Source organism: Terribacillus saccharophilus (genome assembly GCF_002272745.1).
Classification (GTDB): domain Bacteria; phylum Bacillota; class Bacilli; order Bacillales; family Amphibacillaceae; genus Terribacillus; species Terribacillus saccharophilus_B.
Genome location: NZ_NPBD01000002.1, coordinates 755,712 through 777,585 on the forward strand (window position 1 = coordinate 755,712; position 21,874 = coordinate 777,585).

A 21,874-nucleotide genomic window follows, 5' to 3' on the forward strand; every position below is an offset into this window, starting at 1 on the left:
TTGCTAATCGAGGTAAGTACCTGTTGCCTGTGGTAAGTTCATTTGCCTCATTTATAACTACCGTATCTTATGGGAGGAACGGGCTAAATGTGCCTGTCTTTCCTGAGAAGGTATAGACGACCGCCCCATCCGTATCTGTACGCCAGATACGGATGTTTTGTTGTATCAAGCTATCCACCACTTCTGGTGACGGATGACCATATCGGTTGTTCCTCCCAGCAGAAACTAACGCTGTCTCCGGCTTCATATGCTGAAGAAATGCTGAATCAGTCGATGTATTGCTGCCATGATGTCCGACCTTCAGAATATCCGCACGTATTGACGGATAACGCCGGATGATTTCCTGTTCTTCCTCTTTGCCAATATCCCCAGTAAAGAGCCAGCTCTTCCCGCCTAGCATCGTATACATAACAAGCGAATTCTTGTTTGGATCTTTTTTATCGCGGATAGGAGCCAGCAGCTGAATTTCCCAGCCAGGCAGACGGAGCATCTCTCCAGCTTTCCAAGGAATTATCTTTGTATCCGAATTCCATAGGTTAGCTTTCGAACGGTCAAAATAGACCGATGTACGCACCCATTCCACATGAAACTCCTCTGTCAGCTTGCCGATACTCCCGATATGATCATGATCAGCATGTGAAGCAAAAACGCCATCCACTTTAACAATCCCTCGCTTATACAGATATGGTTTGATAACTTGTTCGAAATTCTTATCAGTTGGCTTAAAGTCCATTCCGATACTGCCAGCAGCATCAATTAAATAAACACCTCTGCGATAAGGCAATTCAATGACAAACGCATCTCCTTGTCCGATATCAAGCATGGTTACATATCCTGTACTGCTTGTATACGGTAGCAATGCTGCCGTAAGCGGAATTGAGGTGAGCAAAGCACCATACCGAAGAGCCTTTCTCCGCTTTCCTTCCTCCCAAGCAGAACAAAATAGAATAAGAACCAAAAAATAAAGCAGTGAGATACCGATTGGAAGCTCCCCTGTTACCCAAGGATAAAAGGCTATATTATCTATCCATTGGATAATGCGAATCACTAATTCATTGATAAATCGAAAACTTTCTCCAAGAAGAGCAGCAAATCGGGGCAAAGGATACAGCAGAATACTGATTAGTAATAAAAGCGGAATGGCAATAAAGGTATAAAATGGAATAGCAAAGAGATTCATTAAAACAGACAATGGATTCAGGTAATAAAATTGGGATACCTGCAGAGGAAGAATGACAAGCTGGCTTAATAGGCTTGTTTCCAGCAGTGCGCTGATAAAGGAACCAGTGTATAACCGGGCTGACAATAGCAGTGCCAAGCTGACTAGAAACGAAAATTGGAAACCAATATGGTACAGATAATGCGGATCGATTACGAGTAAAAGTATGAAAACAATACTGATACTATCGATGATCGGCAGCTTAACCCTAAATCGCATAAGCAGCATGATGAGCATTACCATTAAAGCAGAACGCCATACCGAAGGCTCGCCACCCGCAAATACAGGGTAAACAGCTAGGAAGACAAATAAAAACCAATAGGTCTTCTCAATCGTGAGAATCTGGAGTTTTGTGAGGAGAAAGAAGAGGATCGCCGAAAATAATGCAATATGCATGCCGCTAATGGCAAGGATATGAGATAAGCTCCAGCGGTTGAACAGCTCCACCGTTTCCTCATCTAATTTGCTATCTTCCCCCGCTATCATCGCCTGTACCCACGCAGCGGAATGAGAATCAAGGATTTTATCAGTCTTATGCAAAAACGATGTTCGTGCCTTTAGCAGCTGACCGAATTGTGATGTTCCAGTACAAGAGATATCCCCTAGATTCTGAAGTTCTATCTCATAAAAGATACCTTGCTGTCGTAAATAGTGTTGAAAGTCAAATTGTCCTGGGTTAGTGGCAGGAGCAGGCTGTGCAAGACTGCTATTAATGACACATTTAGCTCCAGCAGATAAACCAGATACAGTTTCGTGTTCTTCTTGTTTGAAATATGTCACCAGGATAGAGGCCGAACCAGAAGGATCTTTTGCAGTGAATTGAATTCGTTCTTTTGTTTCGGAGATATCTGATATAGCGGAAGTAAGCTGAATCGGCTCATCGAGCGGCAGTTGGGGAGGAATTTCTTGTCCGAGGATACTGTTGCCGAAAAATAAAAGAGAAGCAATTGAAGACAGAAGCAGGTGCGCGAATTGAATACGTTTTGTGTAATACAACAGACTCAGCCAAACAAGTATGACTAGCAGTACCGAAAAATGTAAGGAATGCGCCAGCATCCCGCCAAGGGCTGCCAGCGCAACAATATGCCATCTGCCGATCATATTCGTTCTTTGTTTGGGAGTTGATAACGAGATGCAGCTTCTTCAGCGAGCTGTTGACTTTCTATATCGTCCAGCTGATTGAGCTTGTCCACGACTTTTTCCATCAGACTGCGCGTCTCTTGTGGCTTCGTATCCACTACGACTGCATCTAGCTCCACCTGTTCCGTTGTGACACCAGCTTCAGCAAAGAGATCAACAGCATAAGGATGATTTTTATAATCACTTGCATAATAAACCGTTCTGATGCCTGCTTGTATCAGAGCTTTACAGCATTGCAGGCACGGAAAATGTGTCACGTAAATTTCAGCTCCTTCGGTCGGCACACCGAATTTCGCACATTGCAAAAGAGCATTCATTTCTGCGTGCACTGTCCGCACACAATGACCATCTATTACATAGCATCCTTCATCGACACAGTGCTTGCTGCCTGTGACACTGCCATTGTAACCGCCCGCGATAATCCTTTTATCGCGGACTACAGTCGCACCGACCATCAACCGCTGACAGGTGCTGCGCAGCGCCAGTAAGTGGCTTTGCGCCATAAAATATTGATTCCATGCGATTCGTTCCATGACGCTTCGCCACCTTTCCTTTCCTTTTCTAGAGTAAGTGTACAATCCCCCTTCTAATCCGTCAACCAGCTCTACAAGCTGATCTGCTCCTTCATATTCTCTAATGATTTCTCCCCGATGCCAGGTACTTCTGTAAGCTGCTCGATAGAAGTGAAAGGACCATTTTCCTCACGGAAGGTAATGATAGCCTGTGCCTTTGCTTCCCCAATGCCGTTCAGTTCTGTCAGTTCATCGCTGTCTGCTTGATTGATATTTATTTTCTCTGAAGAAGTACTCGAACCCGCAGTTTGAACAGGTACATCAGCTTCACCGATAGCCGCCACATAGATAACCTGTTCATCTGCCACTCGCTGTGCAAGATTAATACTTCGCCCCTCTGCATTCTCTGTTAGCCCGCCTGCTGCATCTAAAGCCTGTTCCACTCTACTGTCTGGAGCAAGCTCGTATACACCGGGATTCTGAACCTCTCCTTTTATATCTACCTTGACCTTCGCATTAGCCGATACAGACTCATTTTCAGCTGGTATTTCTGTGAGCAACTGATTCTCAGAAGGATTTACAGCTTCTTCAAGCTGCTGCACTGCAGCATCACCTTTTTGCTCCCTAATCCACATGACTAAAAAAACAAATGCTACAGCAGCCAGTATGATAGCCCAGCTATATTGTTTAATTATTTGCACCTTGAACCTCCTTTCATATTTCATATCCATAAAACATAAAATGGGTAACAGCGTAACTGGGAAATAAGAAGAAAATGAGCAGAGGAGGAGTTTAAAATGACGAAATGGGGAATAATCGGAGTTGGCAATATGGGAGGTATGTTACTGGAAACATGGGTGAACTCCGGGTCGATCGCCCAGGATGATATCATGATTTTGAACCGTTCTGCCGAAAAGGAAATTCAATGGAAAAAAGCTCTTCCATCTATACATGTGGCAGAATCCACTAGCCAAATCGCAGATTATGCTGATATTTTGTTTCTGTGTGTGAGGCCACCACATTTGCCAGGTGTCTGTCACGAGCTTCATCCTCTATTACAGCCGGATCAAGTACTAGTCTCTATTACTAGTCCGTATTCAATTGAAGATCTCGAAGTACTTGTACCTTGTCAGGTAGCTAGAGCCATTCCAAGTATCACGAACAGGGCCGCAGCAGGTACGACTCTGCTGACATTCGGAACGAGCCTGTCAAATCGAAACAAAGCTGCGCTAATCGATTTGGTTAGCAGTTATTCAAATCCGCTTTATATTCCAGAGGATATAACGAGAGTAGCTTCAGATATTGTTTCCTGCGGACCGGCTTTCTTCAGCTACCTTGCGCAGCGATTTATCGATGGCGCAGTGGAGGAAACAGCAATCAGTAAAGAACAAGCCACTCATTTAACTTCAGAGATGCTAATTGGACTCGGGACTTTATTAGCAAACGGACATTATACATTGGATGAACTGATTAAAAAGGTTTGTGTGAAAGGCGGTATAACAGGAGAAGGAATCGCAGTACTGGAAAAGGAAACTACTGAACAGTTTCAGCTATTATTCCAAGCAACTCATCGAAAATTCCGGGAGGAAAAGGAAGCAATTCAAAAGGGATTGTACAACTAAAAAATTCGACACATTCTTCGCTTTTCCTGCAAAAAAAACCAGGTAGCAGCATTATGCCTCCTGGTTTTTCAAACATGCAAAGAACAGCCGGTCTGCTTGTTCCAATTGCTCGGTCCGTTCTATATCAAAATCACCGTATACTCCGCACACACGGAAGCCTGCTTCCTCAAGCCAGGAGATATACGTATCAATGGAATATGTACGCTGATGATGGTATTCATCAAAGCGATCGTATTTATCCGAGTCCGTCTCTTTAGTGAAGAAAGTAAGGTCGTGAAATACTTCTCCCTTTTCTTCGCCGGTTTCACAGAACCATGTATAAGAAAGGTCATCATGAATTTCAGCAAAAACCTCACCAGCCAAGTCCTCTTCGATATGACGTATGCTATGGACATCGAACAGGAAAACACCGCCAGGAGCAAGCATCTGCCATATACGGGAGAAAGCCTGCTGCACATCTTCTGGTGACGTAATATAGTTGACCACATCAAACATACTGATTGCAGCATCTGCTTTGATTGTCTCTAGCTCTCGCAGATCCTGCTGTATCCAGCGCACTTGCTGTTTTGTATCACGGGAAGCAGCATAGGCAAGCATATTCTCGGATTGATCAATCCCTGTCATATGATAGCCTGCCTTTGCAAGCTGCCTGGTGACATATCCAGTTCCACAGCCTAAATCGGCTATCTCATTGATCTCAATCTGAGCATGTTTATCGAATATTTGCTGCATGAACTGCTGCCATGGCTCATAAGGTGCATCCTGCATCAGACGTTCATATACGGCGGCAAGCCGCTCGTATGCGGCCATTAGCTTTCTTGGGAGAATACCGGTTCCACTTGCGGCGCGTCTCCCCACAGGCGTTCAAGATTATAATATCTGCGTTCATCGATGTGGAATACATGGCAAACAACATCTCCAAGATCGACAAGCACCCATCTTGACTGCTCCATTCCTTCCAACCGCTTCACTTCCACACCAGCTTCTTCAGCTTTTTCTTTGATTCGTCTGGCGATAGCTTGCACTTGACGCTCACTTGTTCCATGACAAATCATGAAGTAATCAGCAATCAAGGAGACCTCCTTCATTTCCAATAGGACAACGTCTTCCCCTCTTACCGCATCTGCGGCATTTGCTGCTATTTGTGCTAATTCAATAGTTTCCATTAAGTGTTACCTCCAGTAGAGTTTAATAAATCATTATAAGCATGGAACGTGTCTGGGTATACTTTTCGGTTCAACGAGACGAGCATATTGATCGTATTTCGGGAAGCCATCCAGCACGCCTTATCCAAATTGTTCTCACTAACTTTACGTACTTCATCCACACCGGGAAAAGCACGGCCCGGTTCAATATAATCTGCAAGAAATACGACTTTATCAAGTACTGACATACCAACACATCCAGTTGTGTGTACAGTGACGGCATGCAGTATCTCTGGGTCGCTAATACCGATTTCGCGCTTTACCATAAGCGCTCCTACCGGACCATGCCATAACTCATGGTGATAGTCCAGCAAGTCCTTCGGCAGTTGTTCAGATTCGATCCAGCGTTTCATTTCCTCGAGTGGCCGATACTTTGCATAATCATGAAAAATAGCTGCCAACTCCGCTTTCTTTTCATCTGCACCATACTGTTTTGCAAGTCTGATACTTGTATCCATTACACGGATAGTATGTTCATACCGTGGTTTCTTTAACTGTTTCTCAACGATCGCCAATGCCCTATCTCTCTGCATACAGCTTTTGCTCCTTTATAATATCGAACACTGCGTCTGAAATAAGATAGTGTACAGGTGCCCCCTGTTCGACACGTGCACGGATCATGCTTGAGGATATCTCAAGCTCCGGAATATCGACATAGGTGACAGGGTGAGTTGTCACAAGCTCATATCCAGGCCGGCCGACACCGACGAATGTCAGCATTTCGACTAAGTCATCGATACGATGCCATGTGTGTAAACTCTCCACCAGATCAGCACCTATGATGAAATGGAATGCAGTATTCGGATGCATTTCCTGTAACAGCTTTATTGTATCAAATGTATAGGATTTGCCTAAACGATCCACCTCAATAGGATTCATACGGAAAATTGGATTATCCGCAATTGCCGCCTGCACCATCTCGAGACGCAGAACCGCATCGGTATGGGACTTTACTTTATGCGGTGCTTCGTGAGCAGGAATGAACCACACTTCATCCAAACCAAGTCTGTGCTGGACTTCCTGCGCAATGAACAAATGTCCGAGATGGGGCGGATCGAATGTCCCTCCCAATAATCCGACTTTTCTCATGTCTTACTCCTTTACGGCAGCTTGATCTGTTTATTATCTTCTGATTCTCTATAAAGGATGATTGTACTTCCGATAATTTGGACGATAGATGCACCTGTACCCTCTTCAATCGTAGCAGCAACATCCTCTTTCTCATCCAAACAATTCTGAAGCAAACTCACTTTGATTAGTTCACGTTTTTCCAATGCTTCGCCAATCTGGACGAGCATGTTATCGTTCACACCGATTTTCCCTACCTGGAAAATTGGTTTTAAATGATGCGCTTGAGCGCGAAGATATCTTTTTTGTTTACCTGTTAACATATTATGCCTCCGTTAATCTTTGTTCCAGCTGATTCAATAATTCACCGATCACGACTTGTTGCCCTGACCAGATTTCAAATGCGTACTGTGCTTGATATAAAAGCATGCTATGGCCATGATGAATGATAGCCCCCTGCTGCTTGGCACTTCGAAGCAGCATCGTTTCAATCGGTTTATAAACGATATCGCTTACCACTGCATTAGATTTTAAATTGGCTAACGGGATGATTTGCTCACGGTCATGTGGACTCATTCCAACACTTGACGTGTGTATGATGATATCATAGCTATCCAATTTCTGTTGCGCTTCCTTGTATGACAAAATCTCCGTAATCGATTTTGGTTCCTGTAATTGCAGCAGCTGTTCTGCTTTAGAAACTGTACGATTGGCGATATCAACATAGCGGAAGCCATTTGCAACCAGCGCACGATATATTCCGCGAGCTGCTCCTCCTGCGCCAAGCATTAGCACATGCAAGGATTCTTGCGAGGGAATCACCTGTTCCAATGCACGCACATAGCCAGATCCATCCGTATTATACCCGATCCATTTGCCATTCTTTCGTACTGCGGTATTCACAGCTCCGATTTTCGCTGCATCTGGATCAAGCTCATCAAGAAATGGGATGATGCGCTGTTTATATGGAACCGTAATATTGAAGCCATCAATCCCGCTTTGCAGTAAAGCTGTAATTTTTTCATCAAAAACATCTGGTTCGATAGGGTATAGCTTGTATTCCCCTTCGACTCCAGCCTGTTCCATGAATTGTGTGTGTATCCATGGTGATAAAGAGTGCTCCACTGGATGGCCGATCAGGCCTAACTTCAATATTTTCATCTTCTCGCTCCCCCTTAGATTAATGATCTGCGGATAGTTGCCGGCACTCCTTCTGGTGTATGGACTGTAACCGAAGCAGGCTCACCTGAAAGCGTTATCCAACCTAATCCCGGAATGACAATATCCGTTTTTTGGTCTTTTATCCTGAATGCTGCCTTCTTTAAAGGTGGAAAATGCTCAAGCTGCTCCTGATATGGAGGTGTAAGCAATTCTCCTTTTTGGCGTTCGTAAAGCGAATCCGCATTCTCAAGCTTCGTACGATGGATATCGAGCGCGTTGGAGAAATAGCAGACAAATGACTGGCGTTCCCCTTTTTCGAAATCGATACGCGCTAAACCACCGATGAACAATGTTTGCTTATCGTTCAATTGGAAGATGCGTGCTTTAATTTCTTTATTCGGAGTGATGGTTTTCAAGTCCTTATCCGTCACATAATGGGCAATCTGCTGACGGTTGACAATCCCCGGTGTATCATAAAGGGAGCTTGTCTCATCGAGCGGAATATCTATGAATCCAAGCGTCGTACCAGGAAAATAAGAAGTAGTGATTGCATCGTTTATCCCTGTTGAATGCTTAATTAAGGCGTTAATGAATGTTGATTTGCCGACGTTCGTACTGCCGACAACGTATACATCCTGTCCATCACGCAATTCCTGAATGCTATCTTCAAGCTCCGACATTCCGATTCCCCGTTTTGCTGAAATCAAATGTACATCCGCCACTTGGATACCATATTCTTTAGCTGCCCCGCGCAACCACTGTTTGACACGTTCGTGGTTTGTCGATTTTGGAAGCAAGTCCACTTTGTTTCCAACAAGAATAATCGGTTTGTCTCCGACAAGCCGTTTGATGCTGGAAATGAAACTGCCGTTAAAATCAAATATATCCACTAGCTTGACGACAATGCCATCTTTGTTATTGATTTCACTAATCAACGTAAAGAAGTCATCGTCAGTCACTGCAACATCCTGGACTTCATTGTAATGCTTGAGCCGGAAGCAGCGCTTACAGATGACCTCATCACTTTTCCCTAATGCTGATGCAGGGATATAGCCCGGCAAGGATGCGTCCTCTGTTTGAATCGGCGCTCCGCAGCCTTGGCAAATCAATTCTTCCACATTCATTCCTCCCATGTAATCTTTCCTTTTCTTCTGAAATAGTTGAGTATCCGTCGTTCGATCATCCGATTGATTCTGGTGATTTTACCGTCTGTTTTGACGATTGGCACCACAACGATCGTATAGAAACCGGCCAGATTGCCCCCTAATACATCTGTAAGGAGCTGATCACCAATCATAACAATCTGATCCTTCTGAAGGTTCATCTGCTTGACAGCCTGCTTGAAGGCACGCCCCAGCGGCTTTCTTGCGCTATAGACGAAAGGAATCTCTAAAGGTTCAGAAAACAGTTTCACTCGTTGCTCATTATTATTAGATATAATCGTAATTTTAATATCATGTGCGCGCATTTCCTTGAACCAATTGGTCACTTCCGGCGTAGCATCTGCAACATCCCATGCAACAAGGGTATTGTCCAGATCCGTAATGATACCTTTGATTCCTTGCGCTTTCAATTTCTCTGGCTTTATATCAAAAATGCTTTTCACATGCTCGTTCGGCAAGAACTTCTTTAGCATTGTGGCTTTCCTCCGATCTCGTACACTTCAACAGTTACTTACCCATCATAAGACATTTTTGCTATGGTTTCAAAAAAATCTTTCATTGTTCCGCTTTTTTTCGACCTTTCTTTATGCAATACACATGATTTCAGAAGCAAAACCTTTCGACAAATCTCTACATTCTTCTTCTTGTGGATAACTATGTCCACATTATTAACCGCAATATGAAACAATTTTGCACATTTATAAACACTTTATCTACAGGTTATAAACAGTTTTCTGTAGATAACTATCGTCTTGTCCCTCTATTTTTTTCATGATACATTATTAATAACTTATCAACTCCCCAACCCACGCACAGAAGATCTGCAAGGTAGTAAGATATCTCCAATCAGGAGGAATGCAAGATGGAACATCTGTCTGATGAATTGCTGATCGAATCTTACCACAAGGCGAACGAACTCCACCTGAGCCAAGAGTTTATTCATCTAATAGAAAAAGAAATCCAGTCACGTGGCTTATCGCATAAGATCCGCTATACCAGCTAAACATCGTCTCCCTCAGTCTTGCCGCTATGGCAAGGCTTTTTTCTTGAAGGGAACCATGTCTGTTGCAGTGTATGGTTGAATTACTTTACAATTGGGTATAGGATTTTTACATATCATATAAAATAGAAGAAACTATTGAGAGCTGTAATCAAAGAGGAGGACTGCCATAATATGATCGTTGCCATTCTGATGCCATTTTTAATCGCTATGTGCATCCCATTCATCTCAAAATTCAAACACAGAATACATACCGGATATGCGGTGCTTGCTACATCGCTCTCCATCTTCCTTTACTTTCTCGTACTGCTAATCAGCGGGGAAACCGACATACTATATCGTTATAGCTGGATTCCGTCTCTTGGATTGGATTTAACATTCTATACAGATGGACTGGCACTTTTCTTTGCTTTACTGATTAGCGGAATCGGTGCTCTCGTAGCATTTTATTCCATCTTTTATCTGAGCCGCGAAGAACGCCTAGGATCCTTCTATGTCTATTTGCTACTGTTCATGGGGGCTATGCTCGGCATTGTAACTTCAGATAATATTTACGCCCTTTATACTTTCTGGGAGCTCACCTCTGTATCTTCTTTCCTTTTGATCAGTTTCTGGTTCACTAGAAAAGCTTCCACAGACGGCGCTCTTAAATCCATGCTGATCACCTTCCTTGGCGGTTTCTCGTTACTTGGCGGATTAGTGCTTCTGCATCTTGTAACGGGATCTACGAGTATCCGCGAAATAGTAACGCAAGGAGACCTTATCCTGGCCAATGATTGGTTCCCGCTGATTGTCGTGCTGCTGCTCCTTGCTGCCTGTACAAAATCTGCCCAGTTCCCATTCCACATCTGGCTGCCAGATGCGATGGAAGCTCCGACACCGGTCAGTGCATACTTGCACTCCGCTACAATGGTCAAAGCCGGTCTTTTCCTGCTGCTCCGCTTCACACCTGTATTCAGAGAAAGCGAAGCATTTTTCATAGCTGTATCTATAATCGGTCTTGTCACTTTATTCTGGGGATCTTATATGGCAGTCAAGCAAACAGATCTCAAAGGAATACTAGCCTACTCCACGATTAGTCAGCTCGGCATGATCATGGCAATGATCGGTTACGGAACCGAAGCAGCCATTTTCGCTGCTATATTCCATATCCTTAATCACGCAACATTCAAAGGAAGCTTGTTCATGGCGGTCGGTATCATCGACCACGAAACAGGAACTCGGAATATCCAAAAGCTCGGTGGACTTTGGAAGCTAATGCCGGTCACTGGCATAATCAGCATACTTGCATCTTTCTCTATGGCGGGTGTGCCGTTACCAATTTTGAACGGATTTTATAGTAAAGAGGAATTCTTCACAAGCTCCTGGAATTTATCCGGCGATCGTGCATTCGGATCAGATTTTGCTGCTTTACTAGCCAATATCGTACCGTATGCAGCAGTTGCTGGCAGCATCTTCACATTTGTGTACAGCATGTACTTTTACTTCCGTACATTTACAGGGAAAGCAGAGAAAACTACTGCTGAAAAAGCCCATGATCCAAAACTCGGGATGTTAGCAGCACCGGTCCTGCTCGTATCAGGTGTGCTCTTAATCAGTATCTTCCCGAACTGGTTCAGCCGCCACTTGCTTCAGCCGGCAGCAAATGCTGTTTATGGGGAGGCAATGAAAGAACATACCATCCATTTCTGGCATGGTTTCGTACCAGCATTGATCATGTCTCTGATTGTCGTGGTTTTAGGTATTTTATTTTATAGCACTCGAAAATATTGGATGGGACTATACAACATATTACCTGGAAAGCTATCTGGAAATATTGTTTATACTTCGCTTCTATCAGCTAGTGAGAATCAGACAAAGAAACTCAATGACCGCATCGTCAGTGGCTCTATCCGACAGTACAATGCAATCATCATTAGTGTCATCTCGATTGTGACCTTGCTGGTCTTGTTCGGGACGAACTCTTTCGATTTGAGTAACATTGATACTTCACCAGTCTCACTCCCTCAAAGCCTGCCGGAGCTTGCCGTAGCACTGATCATGATCGCTGCAGCATTCGGAAGCACAGTATCACAGAAGAAGCTTACAGCAGTCATTATCTTGGGCGTTGTAGGATATGGGCTATCCATTTTGTTTGTCCTGTTCCGCGCACCCGATCTTGCTTTGACACAGCTTAGTATCGAGACAATCACCGTCGTCCTGTTCCTGCTGTGTTTCCGACATCTGCCTGAAATGAAACAAGAAAGAAAAGAAAAAACATCAAAGAAAATCACCAATATCATTATCGCCTCTCTTTGCGGTCTTATGATGATGCTGGTTGGCTTGGCTGCTTACAGTCAGCGTCTATTCCCTGCCATTTCTGATTACTTTGTCAAGTATTCCTACAAGCTGGGAGGCGGAGATAATATCGTCAATGTCATCCTCGTCGATTTCCGGGGACTTGATACATTATTTGAAATCACCGTGTTAGCTATTGCGGCTCTGGGAATATATTCGCTTATCAAACTGCGCCAAAAAGGAGGGGATCGCTGATGGAAATTATCATGATCGTACTTGCCGGCATCCTCTTCGGATTCGCCGTTTACAACATCTTGCAAAAGCAGCTCCTTCGAATCATCATCGGCACTGCTTTGTTGTCGCACGCTGCCCACTTGTTCATCCTGACGATGGGAAAATTGAAGCGTGGTGCCGCTCCCATTCTTACTGAAGGTACAGAGAATTATACCGATCCGCTGCCACAAGCACTGATCCTGACATCCATCGTTATCAGCTTTGGGGTCACCAGTCTGCTTCTCGTGCTAGCTTATCGGGCAGTCAAAACGAATGGGACTGATAATATGGAAGAATTAAGAGGTAATGAACATGACTAATCTTGCTATTTTACCAATTTTGATCCCATTCCTAGCTGGTATATTACTGGCGTTCACCCATAACCGAATCCAGCTCACAAGACGGTTGGCAATGGTTTTCGCACTTATCCATTTGATCGCGATGGGCTTCCTTCTTTTCAAAGTCCTTCTTGATGGCAGCATTGTGCTTGAAGCTGGAGATTGGATTGCTCCATACGGCATCATCCTTGTACTGGATCCTTTGAGTACTTTACTTGTTTTGACCTCTTCTATCATTCTTCTGGCTGTCGTCTGGTACGCACCAGCATCAGTTTCAGAAGAACAGGAAGGCTTCTATTTTTATACATTCGTATTTTTACTGGTAACTGGTGTATCGGGTGCTTTTGTAACAGGAGATCTGTTCAACCTGTTCGTATTCTTCGAAGTACTGCTGATGGCATCCTATGCCTTGATCACCCATGGCGGAAAGAAAGTGCAGCTGCGTGAATCAATCAAGTACGTATTAATCAATCTGTTTTCTTCCATGTTATTCGTAACGGCTGTCTCCTACATATATGCTGTGCTGGGTACAGTTAATATGGCACAGCTGGCAGAACGGGCAGCAGCCACTGATCAGCCGGGCATCATCACGACAGTCGCCATACTGCTATTCTTCGTCTTTGCGACCAAGGGCGCTGCATTTCCACTTTATTACTGGATGCCGCACTCCTACATCGTACCGAATCCAGTCGTTTCTGCTTTATTCGGCGCACTTTTGACTAAGGTGGGTGTGTACTCCCTGATCCGTACGTTCACACTCATTTTCCATCAGCAGCCTGAAATTATCGATCAGCTGTTCCTCTGGGTCGGTAATCTGACCATGCTATTCGGCGTGATAGGAGCCTTGGCATCACGTAATATCAAGTTGATTGTCGCTTATAATATCATTCCTGCCATTGGGTTTATGCTTGTTGGAATCGGTATTTTCAATCACGATGGTCTGAGCGGAAGCATTTATTATCTGCTTCAGGATATGATCGTAAAGGCAGCCCTCTTCCTCCTTGCTGGCACTATTGCAGCAGTAGCCGGTACAGCGGATATCAATAAAATGGGCGGTATGATACGTTCTCACCCAGTCCTTGGCTGGATGTTCTTCCTTGCTGGACTTGTACTTGCAGGTGTCCCGCCGTTCAGCGGTTTCATTGGCAAGCTACTCCTGGTACGAGGTGCTTTCGAAAAAGGCGAAACAGTTACTGTTATCATTATGCTACTCACGAGCTTACTCATATTGCTTTCCATCGTCAGAGCTTTCATACGCATCTTCTGGGGAGAAGGGGAAACAGCAACACAACAAACACGGCACAGTACGCGTCGACTTATACCAGTAGGATTCCTGATGCTGTTCACTGTATTCCTTGGAGTTGGTGCAGAAGCAATCCTGCCGACTGTACAGCAGATAGCAGACTATCTTCTTAACCCACAGGAATATATCGATCTTGTATTGAAAGGGGGACGTTAGATGGCTTTTCAAATATGTATTAATCTGCTGGTTGCATTAATGTGGATGTTCCTAGGTGAGTCCTACAGCATGTCCGGATTTGTAACAGGATATATTGTCGGTATCGTACTATTATTCCTGCTGCGCCGCTTCCTGAAGGGTCCGTTTTACTTGAGAAGGGTTTATAAGATTGTATCCCTGCTGCTAATTTTTATTAAAGAGCTTATCCTTTCCAATTTTGAAATTACAAAGCTCGTCTACGCTAAACGGCTGGATATCAATCCGGGTATTTTTACAATGGAAACAGAATTAGAAACAGATTGGGAAATAACGCTATTGGCGGTCTTAATCACGCTGACTCCAGGGACAGTCACCCTGGCGATCTCTCCTGATAAAAAGGAAATGTATATCCATGCTATGGATATTATTGATATGAAGGAAGCTGTTCACTCCATCAAGGATAGCTTTGAGAAACATATCATGGAGGTGACAAGATGAGTGCACTACAGGATAACTTCGCAGGAATCATTCAGATGATATCCATCATCTGTCTAATTGCGCTGAGTGTTTCCATCCTCTTGCTGATAATAAGGGTGATGAAGGGTCCCTCCAATGCTGATCGAGCGGTTGCACTCGATGCTATCGGAATAAATATCATGGCATTTGCTGCTTTGCTCGCCATCATCCTGATCACACCAAACTTCAACGATATTGTTTTGCTGATAGGTATCCTTTTGTTCATTGGAACAGTGGCGATTGCAATTTACTTAGAAAAGGGTGATTTAATTGATACAGAAGACGATTGACATCATCCTTGATATTCTAGTTATCTTATTTTTGATTGGCGGTACTTTTAGTATGTTTACCGCTTCTGTCGGCGTTTTGCGTTTCCCCGATATTTATACAAGGCTTCACGCAGCTAGTAAAGGCTCTACATTAGGCGTTGCAAGCATACTCATCGGAGCATGTATCTTCCATTATACCGAATATGGAATCATAAGCGGAAAACTGATTCTTGGTGTTCTGTTCATTATGCTCACTGCCCCGGTTGCCAGTCACCTCATTTCGAGAGCAGCTCACCTTCGCGGAGCAAAGCCATATGGCACATTGAAAGATCAGTATCAAGAAGCGATTGATAAAGAAAAGCGAAGACAAAAACAACAACAAAAATCAAAGTGAATGCCATCAGGCATTCACTTTTTCTTTTTCTGCGGGACAGACACGTTCAGAGACTCCTTCACATAAAGTTAGTGTATAGGCAATTCTTGAGAGTGTACAGGAGGTGCAATGAAATGAGTATTATTGGTGCTATAGGACTTCTAGTAAAGGAAGCAATGTTTTTCGTTTCCTATGTAAAGAATCACGCATTCCCTCAGCCTCTCCCTCCCGAGGAAGAAGCATTGCATATTGAAAGAATGCAGCAGGGGGACGAAACGAGCCGTAACAAGTTAATCGAACATAACCTGCGTCTGGTTGCTCACATCGTAAAGAAATTCGAAAATACTGGCGAAGATTCGGAGGATCTCATTTCTATTGGTACAATCGGGCTAATTAAAGGAATCGAAAGCTACTCGAGTGATAAAGGCACAAAACTCGCTACATACGCAGCTAGATGTATCGAAAATGAAATTCTTATGCATTTGCGGGCCCTAAAGAAGACCAAAAAAGATATTTCTCTCCATGACCCCATTGGTCAAGATAAGGAAGGAAACGAGATCAGTCTCATTGACATTCTTCAAGCAGACAATGAAGATATCATTGAATATATCCAGTTGAATATGGAAGTGGAAAAAATAAAGGAATACATCGATATCCTGGACGGACGCGAAAAAGAAGTAATTATCAGTCGTTATGGGCTTAATAATGAAGAAGATATGACACAGCGTGAAATTGCGAAAAAGTTAAATATCTCCCGGAGTTATGTTTCCCGTATTGAAAAGCGCGCCCTGATGAAGATCTTCCATGAATACTACAGACAGCATCGCACATAGAGCAATACACTAACTAGACGCTACTATGCTTTTTAAAAGGAGGTTACCAATATGTATGCAAGCAGCTATTCACCAAGTCACTATCAGCAGCGAACCAGCACCGGCGTGCTTATTGCTGCCTTCCTTGTCCTGCTTTTTGTAGGAGGAGCTTATGCTTGGGAGAATATATGGGATTAAAAAAACTCCGGTATTATACCGGAGTTTTTAGCTTTCTAATTGTTTTTTCCATCGTTCTATCGCAAACCAAATAAGCATGCTTGTAATTACGCATCCGCCAGTCATAGCAAACAGGATATCTGCTTTATCTGTAGGTGCCAAATAAACATTGATAACCGATCCGATGTATAAATAACTGCCAAGAATCAGAAGCGCCAATGCAAAACGACGGTAATCTGCAATCTTGTCAATCAACTGCTGTTGTCTTTTATTCATCTTGTCGCCTCCTCTTCTAATCTAGCATTATTGTAACATAAAAAATGACAGCAATTACCTGGTAATTGCTGTCATTTGTATTAGTGGTGTTCAACCATTTTCATGATTAGTGTAGCTGCATTACGAGCAGCTTGGTCAAGGAAAGCATCAAATGAAACCGAAGATTCTTTACCTGCTATATCGGACAACGCTCGTACAATAACGAAAGGTGTTCCGTAGTGATACGCAACCTGAGCCACTGCAGCTGCCTCCATCTCCGCTGCCAGCATGGCAGGGAACTTGTCACGGACAAATGCAACGCGTTCAGGATCAGACATAAAGCTATCGCCAGTCGCTATAAGACCGATTTCTGCGTTTGTATCAGGGAACTGGTCAATAACACTCTTAGCTAGCTGTACTAGCTCCTGATCCGCTTGGAAAGCTGGTGGCATCTGCGGTACCTGACCATATACATAGTCGAATGCTGTAACGTCTACGTCATGATGAACAACAGAATCAGAGATGACGATATCCCCTACTTCCAAATTCGTTGCGAAACCACCAGCTGAACCGGTATTGATGATCGCTTCTGGTGCATATCGTTCAATCAGCATAGCTGTAGCGAGTGCTGCATTCACTTTACCGATTCCTGATTTAAGCAGGACAACCTGTTTATCGGACAGTGTGCCTTCTGTAATTTCATAACCTGCTACGACTACTTCCTTTTTGTTTGCCATCGTTTCTTTCAATAATGCTACTTCTTCGTCCATTGCTCCAATGATGCCGATTGTCATTCTGTACGCTCCTTTAACTCTTCCTGTCGTTTTCTTTCAGTACTTCCACTTTTGTTGCCTGCCAGCCTTCTCCATCAACCCAGCTTGCAAATACTCGGAATGTTTCATTTGCATCAGGTGCAGAGACCGTTGCAATAACATCATTGCCGCCATTGCCATTGTTCTCTACCCACCAAGCTGTCATTGAGGTTGGATCCAATCCAACAGCTCCTCCAATTGCCTGCATCATTTCATTCCAGTCCTGCGTGCCTTTTTCAAAAGTTGTCGTATGTGTTCCAGACTGATCGGTACCTACCGGCTCCCAGTCCTTCGAGTACGCTTCCTTCACATTATCATCTGAAGGTGCGGCTTCTTTTTTGTCTTCTTTTTCTTTTTCGTCATTATCCTGCTTCTCTTCGTCAGCTTGCTCTGTATCTTCGCCATTGCTGGAATCATTATTGCCTTGAAGTTGTTCTGCGATGGATTTTTGATTCTGTTCGTCAGCTGTCTGATTATCCATTGTCGGTTTATCATTTAAAACTGCTACGAGCAGCACGACGACTAGGGCGACACCCGCAATTGCCAGGACTAAACTAAGCCACTTCCTAGGTTTTCTGCGTCTGTTTCTATTATTCAATCTGGAAAAATCCTGATTATCATCCGCCATGCTCATCCCTCCTCATTGGTCTCTATTATACTATGAACTGGAGCGAAGCCAAAGTCATATTATAAGCTCTTTTTCTTTCGATGATTTTGTTGAAGCATCTCTAATTTTGACATACTGGAAGGATTCTGTGCATATATATCTAACTATATAAATTAGAAAAGCAGGTAGGACTACTTTGATCAGTCATCATGGTTCCTGTGGAAGGGGAGGAAGATAAACGTGATGAAAGTGACAAGAATGGATACGAACCTATGGGGGCACGAATCGTTCGAGTATGTCGGCTACGACAAGGAAGCCGAGACCTTCTCTATCTTCTTACATGAAGAATGCTGTTTATCTTTTACTAGTGTGAAAGAACAAGTCGTCTTTTCATTTCTGCTTGCACTCGACAAAGAAAGTTTTATCCTGCAAAAACTTATACCCTTTTTCCCGTTTGAGAAATCTTCAACGCAGTCATTTCATCAGGCTCAATAAAACAAGCTGCTTCCATAGCATTCGGAAGCAGCTTTTGTTTTATGTCTATTCTACTTTAGTAATTTTGACCTGGATGTCGCCACCTGGTGTGGAGACACTCAATTCTTCACCGACTTCATGGCCAATCAGGCTTTTTGCGATCGGAGAATCGTTTGAGATTTTGCCTTCGAACGGATCTGCTTCTGCACTTCCGACGATTGTATAACTTTCTTCTTCCCCGTCTGGCAACTCAATGAAGGTAACTGTTTTACCCATTCCTACCATATCAGGATTATCTGTATCACTTTCAATGATCACAGCATTGCGGATCATGTTCTCTGTTGTAGCGATTTTGGACTCGACGAATGCTTGCTCATCCTTCGCCGCATCATATTCGGAGTTCTCGGACAAGTCACCGAAGCCTCGTGCGATTTTAATACGCTCGACAACTTCTTGACGACGAGTTGTCTTCAGATACTCCAACTCCTCCTCCAGCTTCGCCAAACCTTCATTCGTCATGTAATATTGTTTTTCTGTAGCCAATTCAACCACCCCTTGAGCTCTAAAAGATTCTTTCCCTTTACCTAACTTCTATAGCGTTTTCATGCATATTCCATACTATGGCAGATTCCCGCCGAAAATTCAATACTTATCTGTACAAGTCACGTTGTGCGGCCGGAGAGGATCGTTTCGATCTTCGCAGACATCAAATCGATGGCTACGTGGTTTTCTCCGCCTTCTGGAATGATAATGTCTGCATACCGCTTCGTTGGTTCGATGAATTGCAAATGCATCGGACGTACTACATTCACATATTGCTCAATCACAGAATCAATTGTCCGTCCGCGTTCTTTAATGTCACGCAGCAAACGGCGTATAATCCGAAGATCTGCATCTGTATCGACGAATACCTTTATATCCATCATATCGCGCAGTCGTTCGTCCTCAAGGATCAGTATTCCTTCCAGAATAATAACGTCTTTTGGTTCGACTGGTATTGTCTCTTCAGAACGCGTATGGATTTTGTAATCATAAATCGGCTTCTCAATAGACTGCTGTTCGCCAAGTGCCTGTAAATGCTGCATTAACAGTTCATTATCGAAGGCGAATGGATGATCATAGTTCGTATTCAGTCGTTTTTCGAATGGAAGATGAGATTGATCTTTGTAATACGAGTCTTGCTCGATCACTAGAATTGTCTTATCTGTAAACCGCTTGTAGATGGATCTTGTGACAGACGTCTTCCCTGATCCCGATCCTCCTGCAACACCGATAATGATAGGTTTCTTTTCCATTGCTCCTACTCCTCTTCCCACTGCCTTGTTCATTTCTTCTTCACACTGACAGCTACTCCATCGCCTACCGGCAGAATCGTCGTGTGGAACGCTTCATGCTCGAATAACCAGTCGTTATATTTACGGATTTTCTTTGCGATATTCGCTTTGCGTGGTGTTGCCTCACTGTCGTCAGCCACATAACCTTTAAAAAGAACATTGTCACTAACAATGACTCCGCGCTCACTCAGCATCTCGCTATAGGATTCGAAGAAACGCTGATATTGACCTTTTGCTGCATCAATGAAGACAAAATCGTATGGAGCATGCGCTCTGATTGTCTCTTCTAAATCGAATGCATCGCCTTTTAGGATCAAGATATAACCCTGAGCACCTTGTGCTTGAATATGTGTAACTGCTTGATTATAGCGGATATCATCACGTTCGACGGTCACGATGCTGACATCAGGTTTCGCGTGGCGCATCATAAGTGCTGAATAGCCGATTGCTGTCCCGATCTCTAATATTTTTTCTGGCTGATGAAGCCGAATGAGCTGCATCAAAAACTGGATACCAAGCGGTTCCATTATCGGTACACGATCTTCTGCAGCAAGCTCTTCCAATTTTTTTGCCCATTCTGGAGAAGACTCAACATGCTCCTCCAAGTATCCCATTATTGCTTGTAACATATCATTTCCTCACTTTACCTGCTTACTCATCCAAGTGCATATGCTTCTCAATCAGTTCTTCATGTTCATCGAATGTCCGCGCATAATAAATTTCGCCATCATCTCCGGCAATGAAATACAAATAATCGGATTCTTCCGGCTGGACGACGGCTTCGAGCGCATTCTCTGAGAAGTTGCTAATCGGCCCGACAGGAAGCCCCTTGTTACGATATGTATTGTAAGGAGAATCCACTTCCAGATCCTTGTAATACACGCGAGATTTATGCTCTCCTAATGCATACAGCACAGTAGGATCCGTCTGCAGCCTCATATCATCTGCCAAACGGTTATAAAAGATTCCGGCAATCTTCTTGCGCTCATCTTCATTCCTTGCTTCATTCTCGACGAGCGAAGCGAATGTTAGTGCTCCATGCACGCTCAATTCCTTCTGTTTGAATCCATCCAAATATGGTGAAATAATTTGCTGGGACTTATCCAGCATCATATGGACAACCTTATCCACAGTGATATCATCTGAGGATGTAAAGTTATAAGTGGCCGCAAATAAGTAGCCTTCGAGCGGATAACGTATATCTTTATTTAAAATATCCTCAGTCAGAATATCCGGATATTCATCTATCAGCTGTTTGATATAATCTTCATCTTTCATTTTATCCAGGAAAGCCTGCTGGTCTATTCCCAGTGACCCAGACAGTATTACGCTTATTTCCTCGATATCAGACCCTTCCGGAACTGCAGCAGATTCAGAGGGGGTATTCCCCGCCTCTGGATCGTTCAGTTCATCGACGACCTGCTGCATGGACATAGAAGGGGAAAGCTCATAATTCCCCGCGCGGAAGTTGGCTTCACCAGAAAACTTCACATACAGCCTGAAAATGAAAGCATTTTTAATCAGACCTTGCTCCTCTAGGGATTGACCAATTGAGCTAGCAGTAGCTCCCATAGGAACTTCGACAACTTGTGTCGTATCATTGTCTGAATCGACAGCTTTCATACTGGCATTCACGTAGATAAAGGTTCCGAGTGCACCAATCAATAGAAGTACGATTATTACGGATATGATCATTAAAACTATTTTCCGCACGACGCTTGCTTCCTCCATTCTTCTGTCCCGATTCTGTTGAAAAAGATCTTCATTCGAGGCAGTCAAGCTATCTTTCCTCCTTTATCCGCCTTATTATACAACAAACGTCAAGCAGG

28 protein-coding genes and 1 pseudogene are annotated in these 21,874 nt (G+C 43.7%); 11 read left to right on the forward strand and 18 right to left on the reverse strand.

Going from position 1 to position 21,874, the window contains the following annotated elements; all coding sequences use genetic code 11:
- Positions 1–67 precede the first annotated feature (67 nt).
- The 3 genes and pseudogenes from CHH58_RS05645 to CHH58_RS05655 all read right to left on the reverse strand — a co-directional run bounded on the left by CHH58_RS05645 (position 68) and on the right by CHH58_RS05655 (position 3,572).
- Entirely contained in the window at positions 68–2,320 is a 2,253-nt protein-coding gene (locus CHH58_RS05645) for a DNA internalization-related competence protein ComEC/Rec2 (RefSeq protein WP_095262152.1), read from the reverse strand.
- Between the two features lie 121 nt (positions 2,321–2,441).
- Positions 2,442–2,892 (reverse strand): annotated as a pseudogene (locus CHH58_RS05650) (ComE operon protein 2); the annotation flags it as partial.
- Positions 2,893–2,963: 71 nt separating this feature from the next.
- Positions 2,964–3,572 carry a ComEA family DNA-binding protein gene (locus CHH58_RS05655; protein WP_170937531.1) on the reverse strand — a complete coding sequence of 203 codons (609 nt, stop codon included), beginning with the start codon at positions 3,570–3,572 and terminating at the stop codon, positions 2,964–2,966.
- Positions 3,573–3,668: 96 nt separating this feature from the next.
- Here CHH58_RS05655 and comER point away from each other — a divergent pair, with 96 nt between their 5' ends.
- Positions 3,669–4,493, forward strand: coding sequence for a late competence protein ComER (comER, locus tag CHH58_RS05660; RefSeq protein WP_095226866.1), 825 nt, complete (start codon positions 3,669–3,671; stop codon positions 4,491–4,493).
- A gap of 51 nt (positions 4,494–4,544) precedes the next feature.
- Here the strand turns inward: comER and CHH58_RS05665 are convergent, their stop codons facing one another.
- The 8 genes from CHH58_RS05665 to CHH58_RS05700 are packed head-to-tail and all read right to left on the reverse strand — an operon-like array spanning position 4,545 to position 9,563.
- Positions 4,545–5,303, reverse strand: a complete 759-nt coding sequence (locus tag CHH58_RS05665; RefSeq protein WP_095233998.1) for a class I SAM-dependent DNA methyltransferase — start codon at positions 5,301–5,303, stop codon at positions 4,545–4,547.
- On the reverse strand, positions 5,303–5,659 hold the full coding sequence (gene rsfS, locus CHH58_RS05670) for a ribosome silencing factor (protein ID WP_095218155.1): 357 nt from the start codon (positions 5,657–5,659) through the stop codon (positions 5,303–5,305). Before rsfS ends, CHH58_RS05665 begins: the two co-directional genes overlap by 1 nt.
- Positions 5,659–6,231 (reverse strand): bis(5'-nucleosyl)-tetraphosphatase (symmetrical) YqeK, encoded by a 573-nt coding sequence (yqeK, locus tag CHH58_RS05675; protein WP_095226864.1) that lies wholly within the window; start codon positions 6,229–6,231, stop codon positions 5,659–5,661. The genes rsfS and yqeK overlap by 1 nt, the downstream gene beginning before the upstream one ends.
- A complete protein-coding gene (locus CHH58_RS05680) occupies positions 6,218–6,787 on the reverse strand; it encodes a nicotinate-nucleotide adenylyltransferase (protein ID WP_095226863.1) in 570 nt (189 codons plus the stop codon). Before CHH58_RS05680 ends, yqeK begins: the two co-directional genes overlap by 14 nt.
- Before the next feature lie 11 nt (positions 6,788–6,798).
- Entirely contained in the window at positions 6,799–7,089 is a 291-nt protein-coding gene (gene yhbY / locus CHH58_RS05685) for a ribosome assembly RNA-binding protein YhbY (protein ID WP_095226862.1), read from the reverse strand.
- A 1-nt stretch (position 7,090) separates the two neighbouring features.
- Positions 7,091–7,927, reverse strand: coding sequence for a shikimate dehydrogenase (gene aroE, locus CHH58_RS05690; RefSeq protein ID WP_095226861.1), 837 nt, complete (start codon positions 7,925–7,927; stop codon positions 7,091–7,093).
- A gap of 14 nt (positions 7,928–7,941) precedes the next feature.
- Positions 7,942–9,045, reverse strand: coding sequence for a ribosome biogenesis GTPase YqeH (gene yqeH / locus CHH58_RS05695; protein WP_095226911.1), 1,104 nt, complete (start codon positions 9,043–9,045; stop codon positions 7,942–7,944).
- A 2-nt stretch (positions 9,046–9,047) separates the two neighbouring features.
- The gene (locus CHH58_RS05700; protein ID WP_038561502.1) at positions 9,048–9,563 is read right to left on the reverse strand and encodes a YqeG family HAD IIIA-type phosphatase; all 516 of its coding nucleotides are present in this window, start codon (positions 9,561–9,563) and stop codon (positions 9,048–9,050) included.
- A gap of 389 nt (positions 9,564–9,952) precedes the next feature.
- Here CHH58_RS05700 and CHH58_RS05705 point away from each other — a divergent pair, with 389 nt between their 5' ends.
- The 9 genes from CHH58_RS05705 to CHH58_RS18745 all read left to right on the forward strand — a co-directional run bounded on the left by CHH58_RS05705 (position 9,953) and on the right by CHH58_RS18745 (position 16,584).
- Entirely contained in the window at positions 9,953–10,093 is a 141-nt protein-coding gene (locus CHH58_RS05705; protein WP_038561505.1) for a sporulation histidine kinase inhibitor Sda, read from the forward strand.
- A 171-nt stretch (positions 10,094–10,264) separates the two neighbouring features.
- Positions 10,265–12,622, forward strand: a complete 2,358-nt coding sequence (gene mbhE / locus CHH58_RS05710) for a hydrogen gas-evolving membrane-bound hydrogenase subunit E (RefSeq protein WP_095262153.1) — start codon at positions 10,265–10,267, stop codon at positions 12,620–12,622.
- Entirely contained in the window at positions 12,622–12,960 is a 339-nt protein-coding gene (locus CHH58_RS05715; RefSeq protein ID WP_095226859.1) for a Na(+)/H(+) antiporter subunit C, read from the forward strand. Before mbhE ends, CHH58_RS05715 begins: the two co-directional genes overlap by 1 nt.
- Positions 12,953–14,437 carry a Na+/H+ antiporter subunit D gene (locus CHH58_RS05720; protein ID WP_095226858.1) on the forward strand — a complete coding sequence of 495 codons (1,485 nt, stop codon included), beginning with the start codon at positions 12,953–12,955 and terminating at the stop codon, positions 14,435–14,437. The genes CHH58_RS05715 and CHH58_RS05720 overlap by 8 nt, the downstream gene beginning before the upstream one ends.
- Entirely contained in the window at positions 14,438–14,914 is a 477-nt protein-coding gene (locus CHH58_RS05725) for a Na+/H+ antiporter subunit E (RefSeq protein WP_095226857.1), read from the forward strand.
- Positions 14,911–15,222, forward strand: a complete 312-nt coding sequence (locus CHH58_RS05730; protein ID WP_095226856.1) for a monovalent cation/H+ antiporter complex subunit F — start codon at positions 14,911–14,913, stop codon at positions 15,220–15,222. Before CHH58_RS05725 ends, CHH58_RS05730 begins: the two co-directional genes overlap by 4 nt.
- Positions 15,203–15,595, forward strand: a complete 393-nt coding sequence (mnhG, locus tag CHH58_RS05735; RefSeq protein ID WP_095226855.1) for a monovalent cation/H(+) antiporter subunit G — start codon at positions 15,203–15,205, stop codon at positions 15,593–15,595. The genes CHH58_RS05730 and mnhG overlap by 20 nt, the downstream gene beginning before the upstream one ends.
- A gap of 113 nt (positions 15,596–15,708) precedes the next feature.
- The gene (gene sigK, locus CHH58_RS05740) at positions 15,709–16,407 is read left to right on the forward strand and encodes an RNA polymerase sporulation sigma factor SigK (RefSeq protein WP_095226854.1); all 699 of its coding nucleotides are present in this window, start codon (positions 15,709–15,711) and stop codon (positions 16,405–16,407) included.
- A gap of 51 nt (positions 16,408–16,458) precedes the next feature.
- The gene (locus CHH58_RS18745; protein ID WP_283162798.1) at positions 16,459–16,584 is read left to right on the forward strand and encodes a hypothetical protein; all 126 of its coding nucleotides are present in this window, start codon (positions 16,459–16,461) and stop codon (positions 16,582–16,584) included.
- 27 nt (positions 16,585–16,611) lie between these two features.
- On the opposite strand, the gene CHH58_RS05745 is transcribed toward CHH58_RS18745, so the two are convergent.
- From CHH58_RS05745 to CHH58_RS05755, 3 genes are all read right to left on the reverse strand, one after another.
- Complete coding sequence (locus CHH58_RS05745) at positions 16,612–16,839, reverse strand: YrhC family protein (protein ID WP_095226853.1); 228 nt, start codon at positions 16,837–16,839, stop codon at positions 16,612–16,614.
- An 80-nt stretch (positions 16,840–16,919) separates the two neighbouring features.
- Positions 16,920–17,612 (reverse strand): 5'-methylthioadenosine/S-adenosylhomocysteine nucleosidase, encoded by a 693-nt coding sequence (mtnN, locus tag CHH58_RS05750; protein WP_095226852.1) that lies wholly within the window; start codon positions 17,610–17,612, stop codon positions 16,920–16,922.
- 13 nt (positions 17,613–17,625) lie between these two features.
- A complete protein-coding gene (locus CHH58_RS05755; protein ID WP_170937532.1) occupies positions 17,626–18,258 on the reverse strand; it encodes a YrrS family protein in 633 nt (210 codons plus the stop codon).
- A 219-nt stretch (positions 18,259–18,477) separates the two neighbouring features.
- Here CHH58_RS05755 and CHH58_RS05760 point away from each other — a divergent pair, with 219 nt between their 5' ends.
- Complete coding sequence (locus CHH58_RS05760; protein ID WP_141235004.1) at positions 18,478–18,732, forward strand: hypothetical protein; 255 nt, start codon at positions 18,478–18,480, stop codon at positions 18,730–18,732.
- A gap of 45 nt (positions 18,733–18,777) precedes the next feature.
- On the opposite strand, the gene greA is transcribed toward CHH58_RS05760, so the two are convergent.
- The 4 genes from greA to mltG form a co-directional block, all read right to left on the reverse strand.
- Positions 18,778–19,254: a transcription elongation factor GreA gene (gene greA / locus CHH58_RS05765; RefSeq protein ID WP_095218169.1), complete on the reverse strand. Its 477-nt coding sequence runs from the start codon at positions 19,252–19,254 to the stop codon at positions 18,778–18,780.
- 119 nt (positions 19,255–19,373) lie between these two features.
- Positions 19,374–20,006: a uridine kinase gene (gene udk, locus CHH58_RS05770; RefSeq protein WP_095226849.1), complete on the reverse strand. Its 633-nt coding sequence runs from the start codon at positions 20,004–20,006 to the stop codon at positions 19,374–19,376.
- Positions 20,007–20,035: 29 nt separating this feature from the next.
- The gene (locus tag CHH58_RS05775) at positions 20,036–20,674 is read right to left on the reverse strand and encodes an O-methyltransferase (RefSeq protein ID WP_095262155.1); all 639 of its coding nucleotides are present in this window, start codon (positions 20,672–20,674) and stop codon (positions 20,036–20,038) included.
- Between the two features lie 22 nt (positions 20,675–20,696).
- The gene (gene mltG / locus CHH58_RS05780) at positions 20,697–21,824 is read right to left on the reverse strand and encodes an endolytic transglycosylase MltG (protein WP_249275039.1); all 1,128 of its coding nucleotides are present in this window, start codon (positions 21,822–21,824) and stop codon (positions 20,697–20,699) included.
- Positions 21,825–21,874 lie beyond the last annotated feature (50 nt).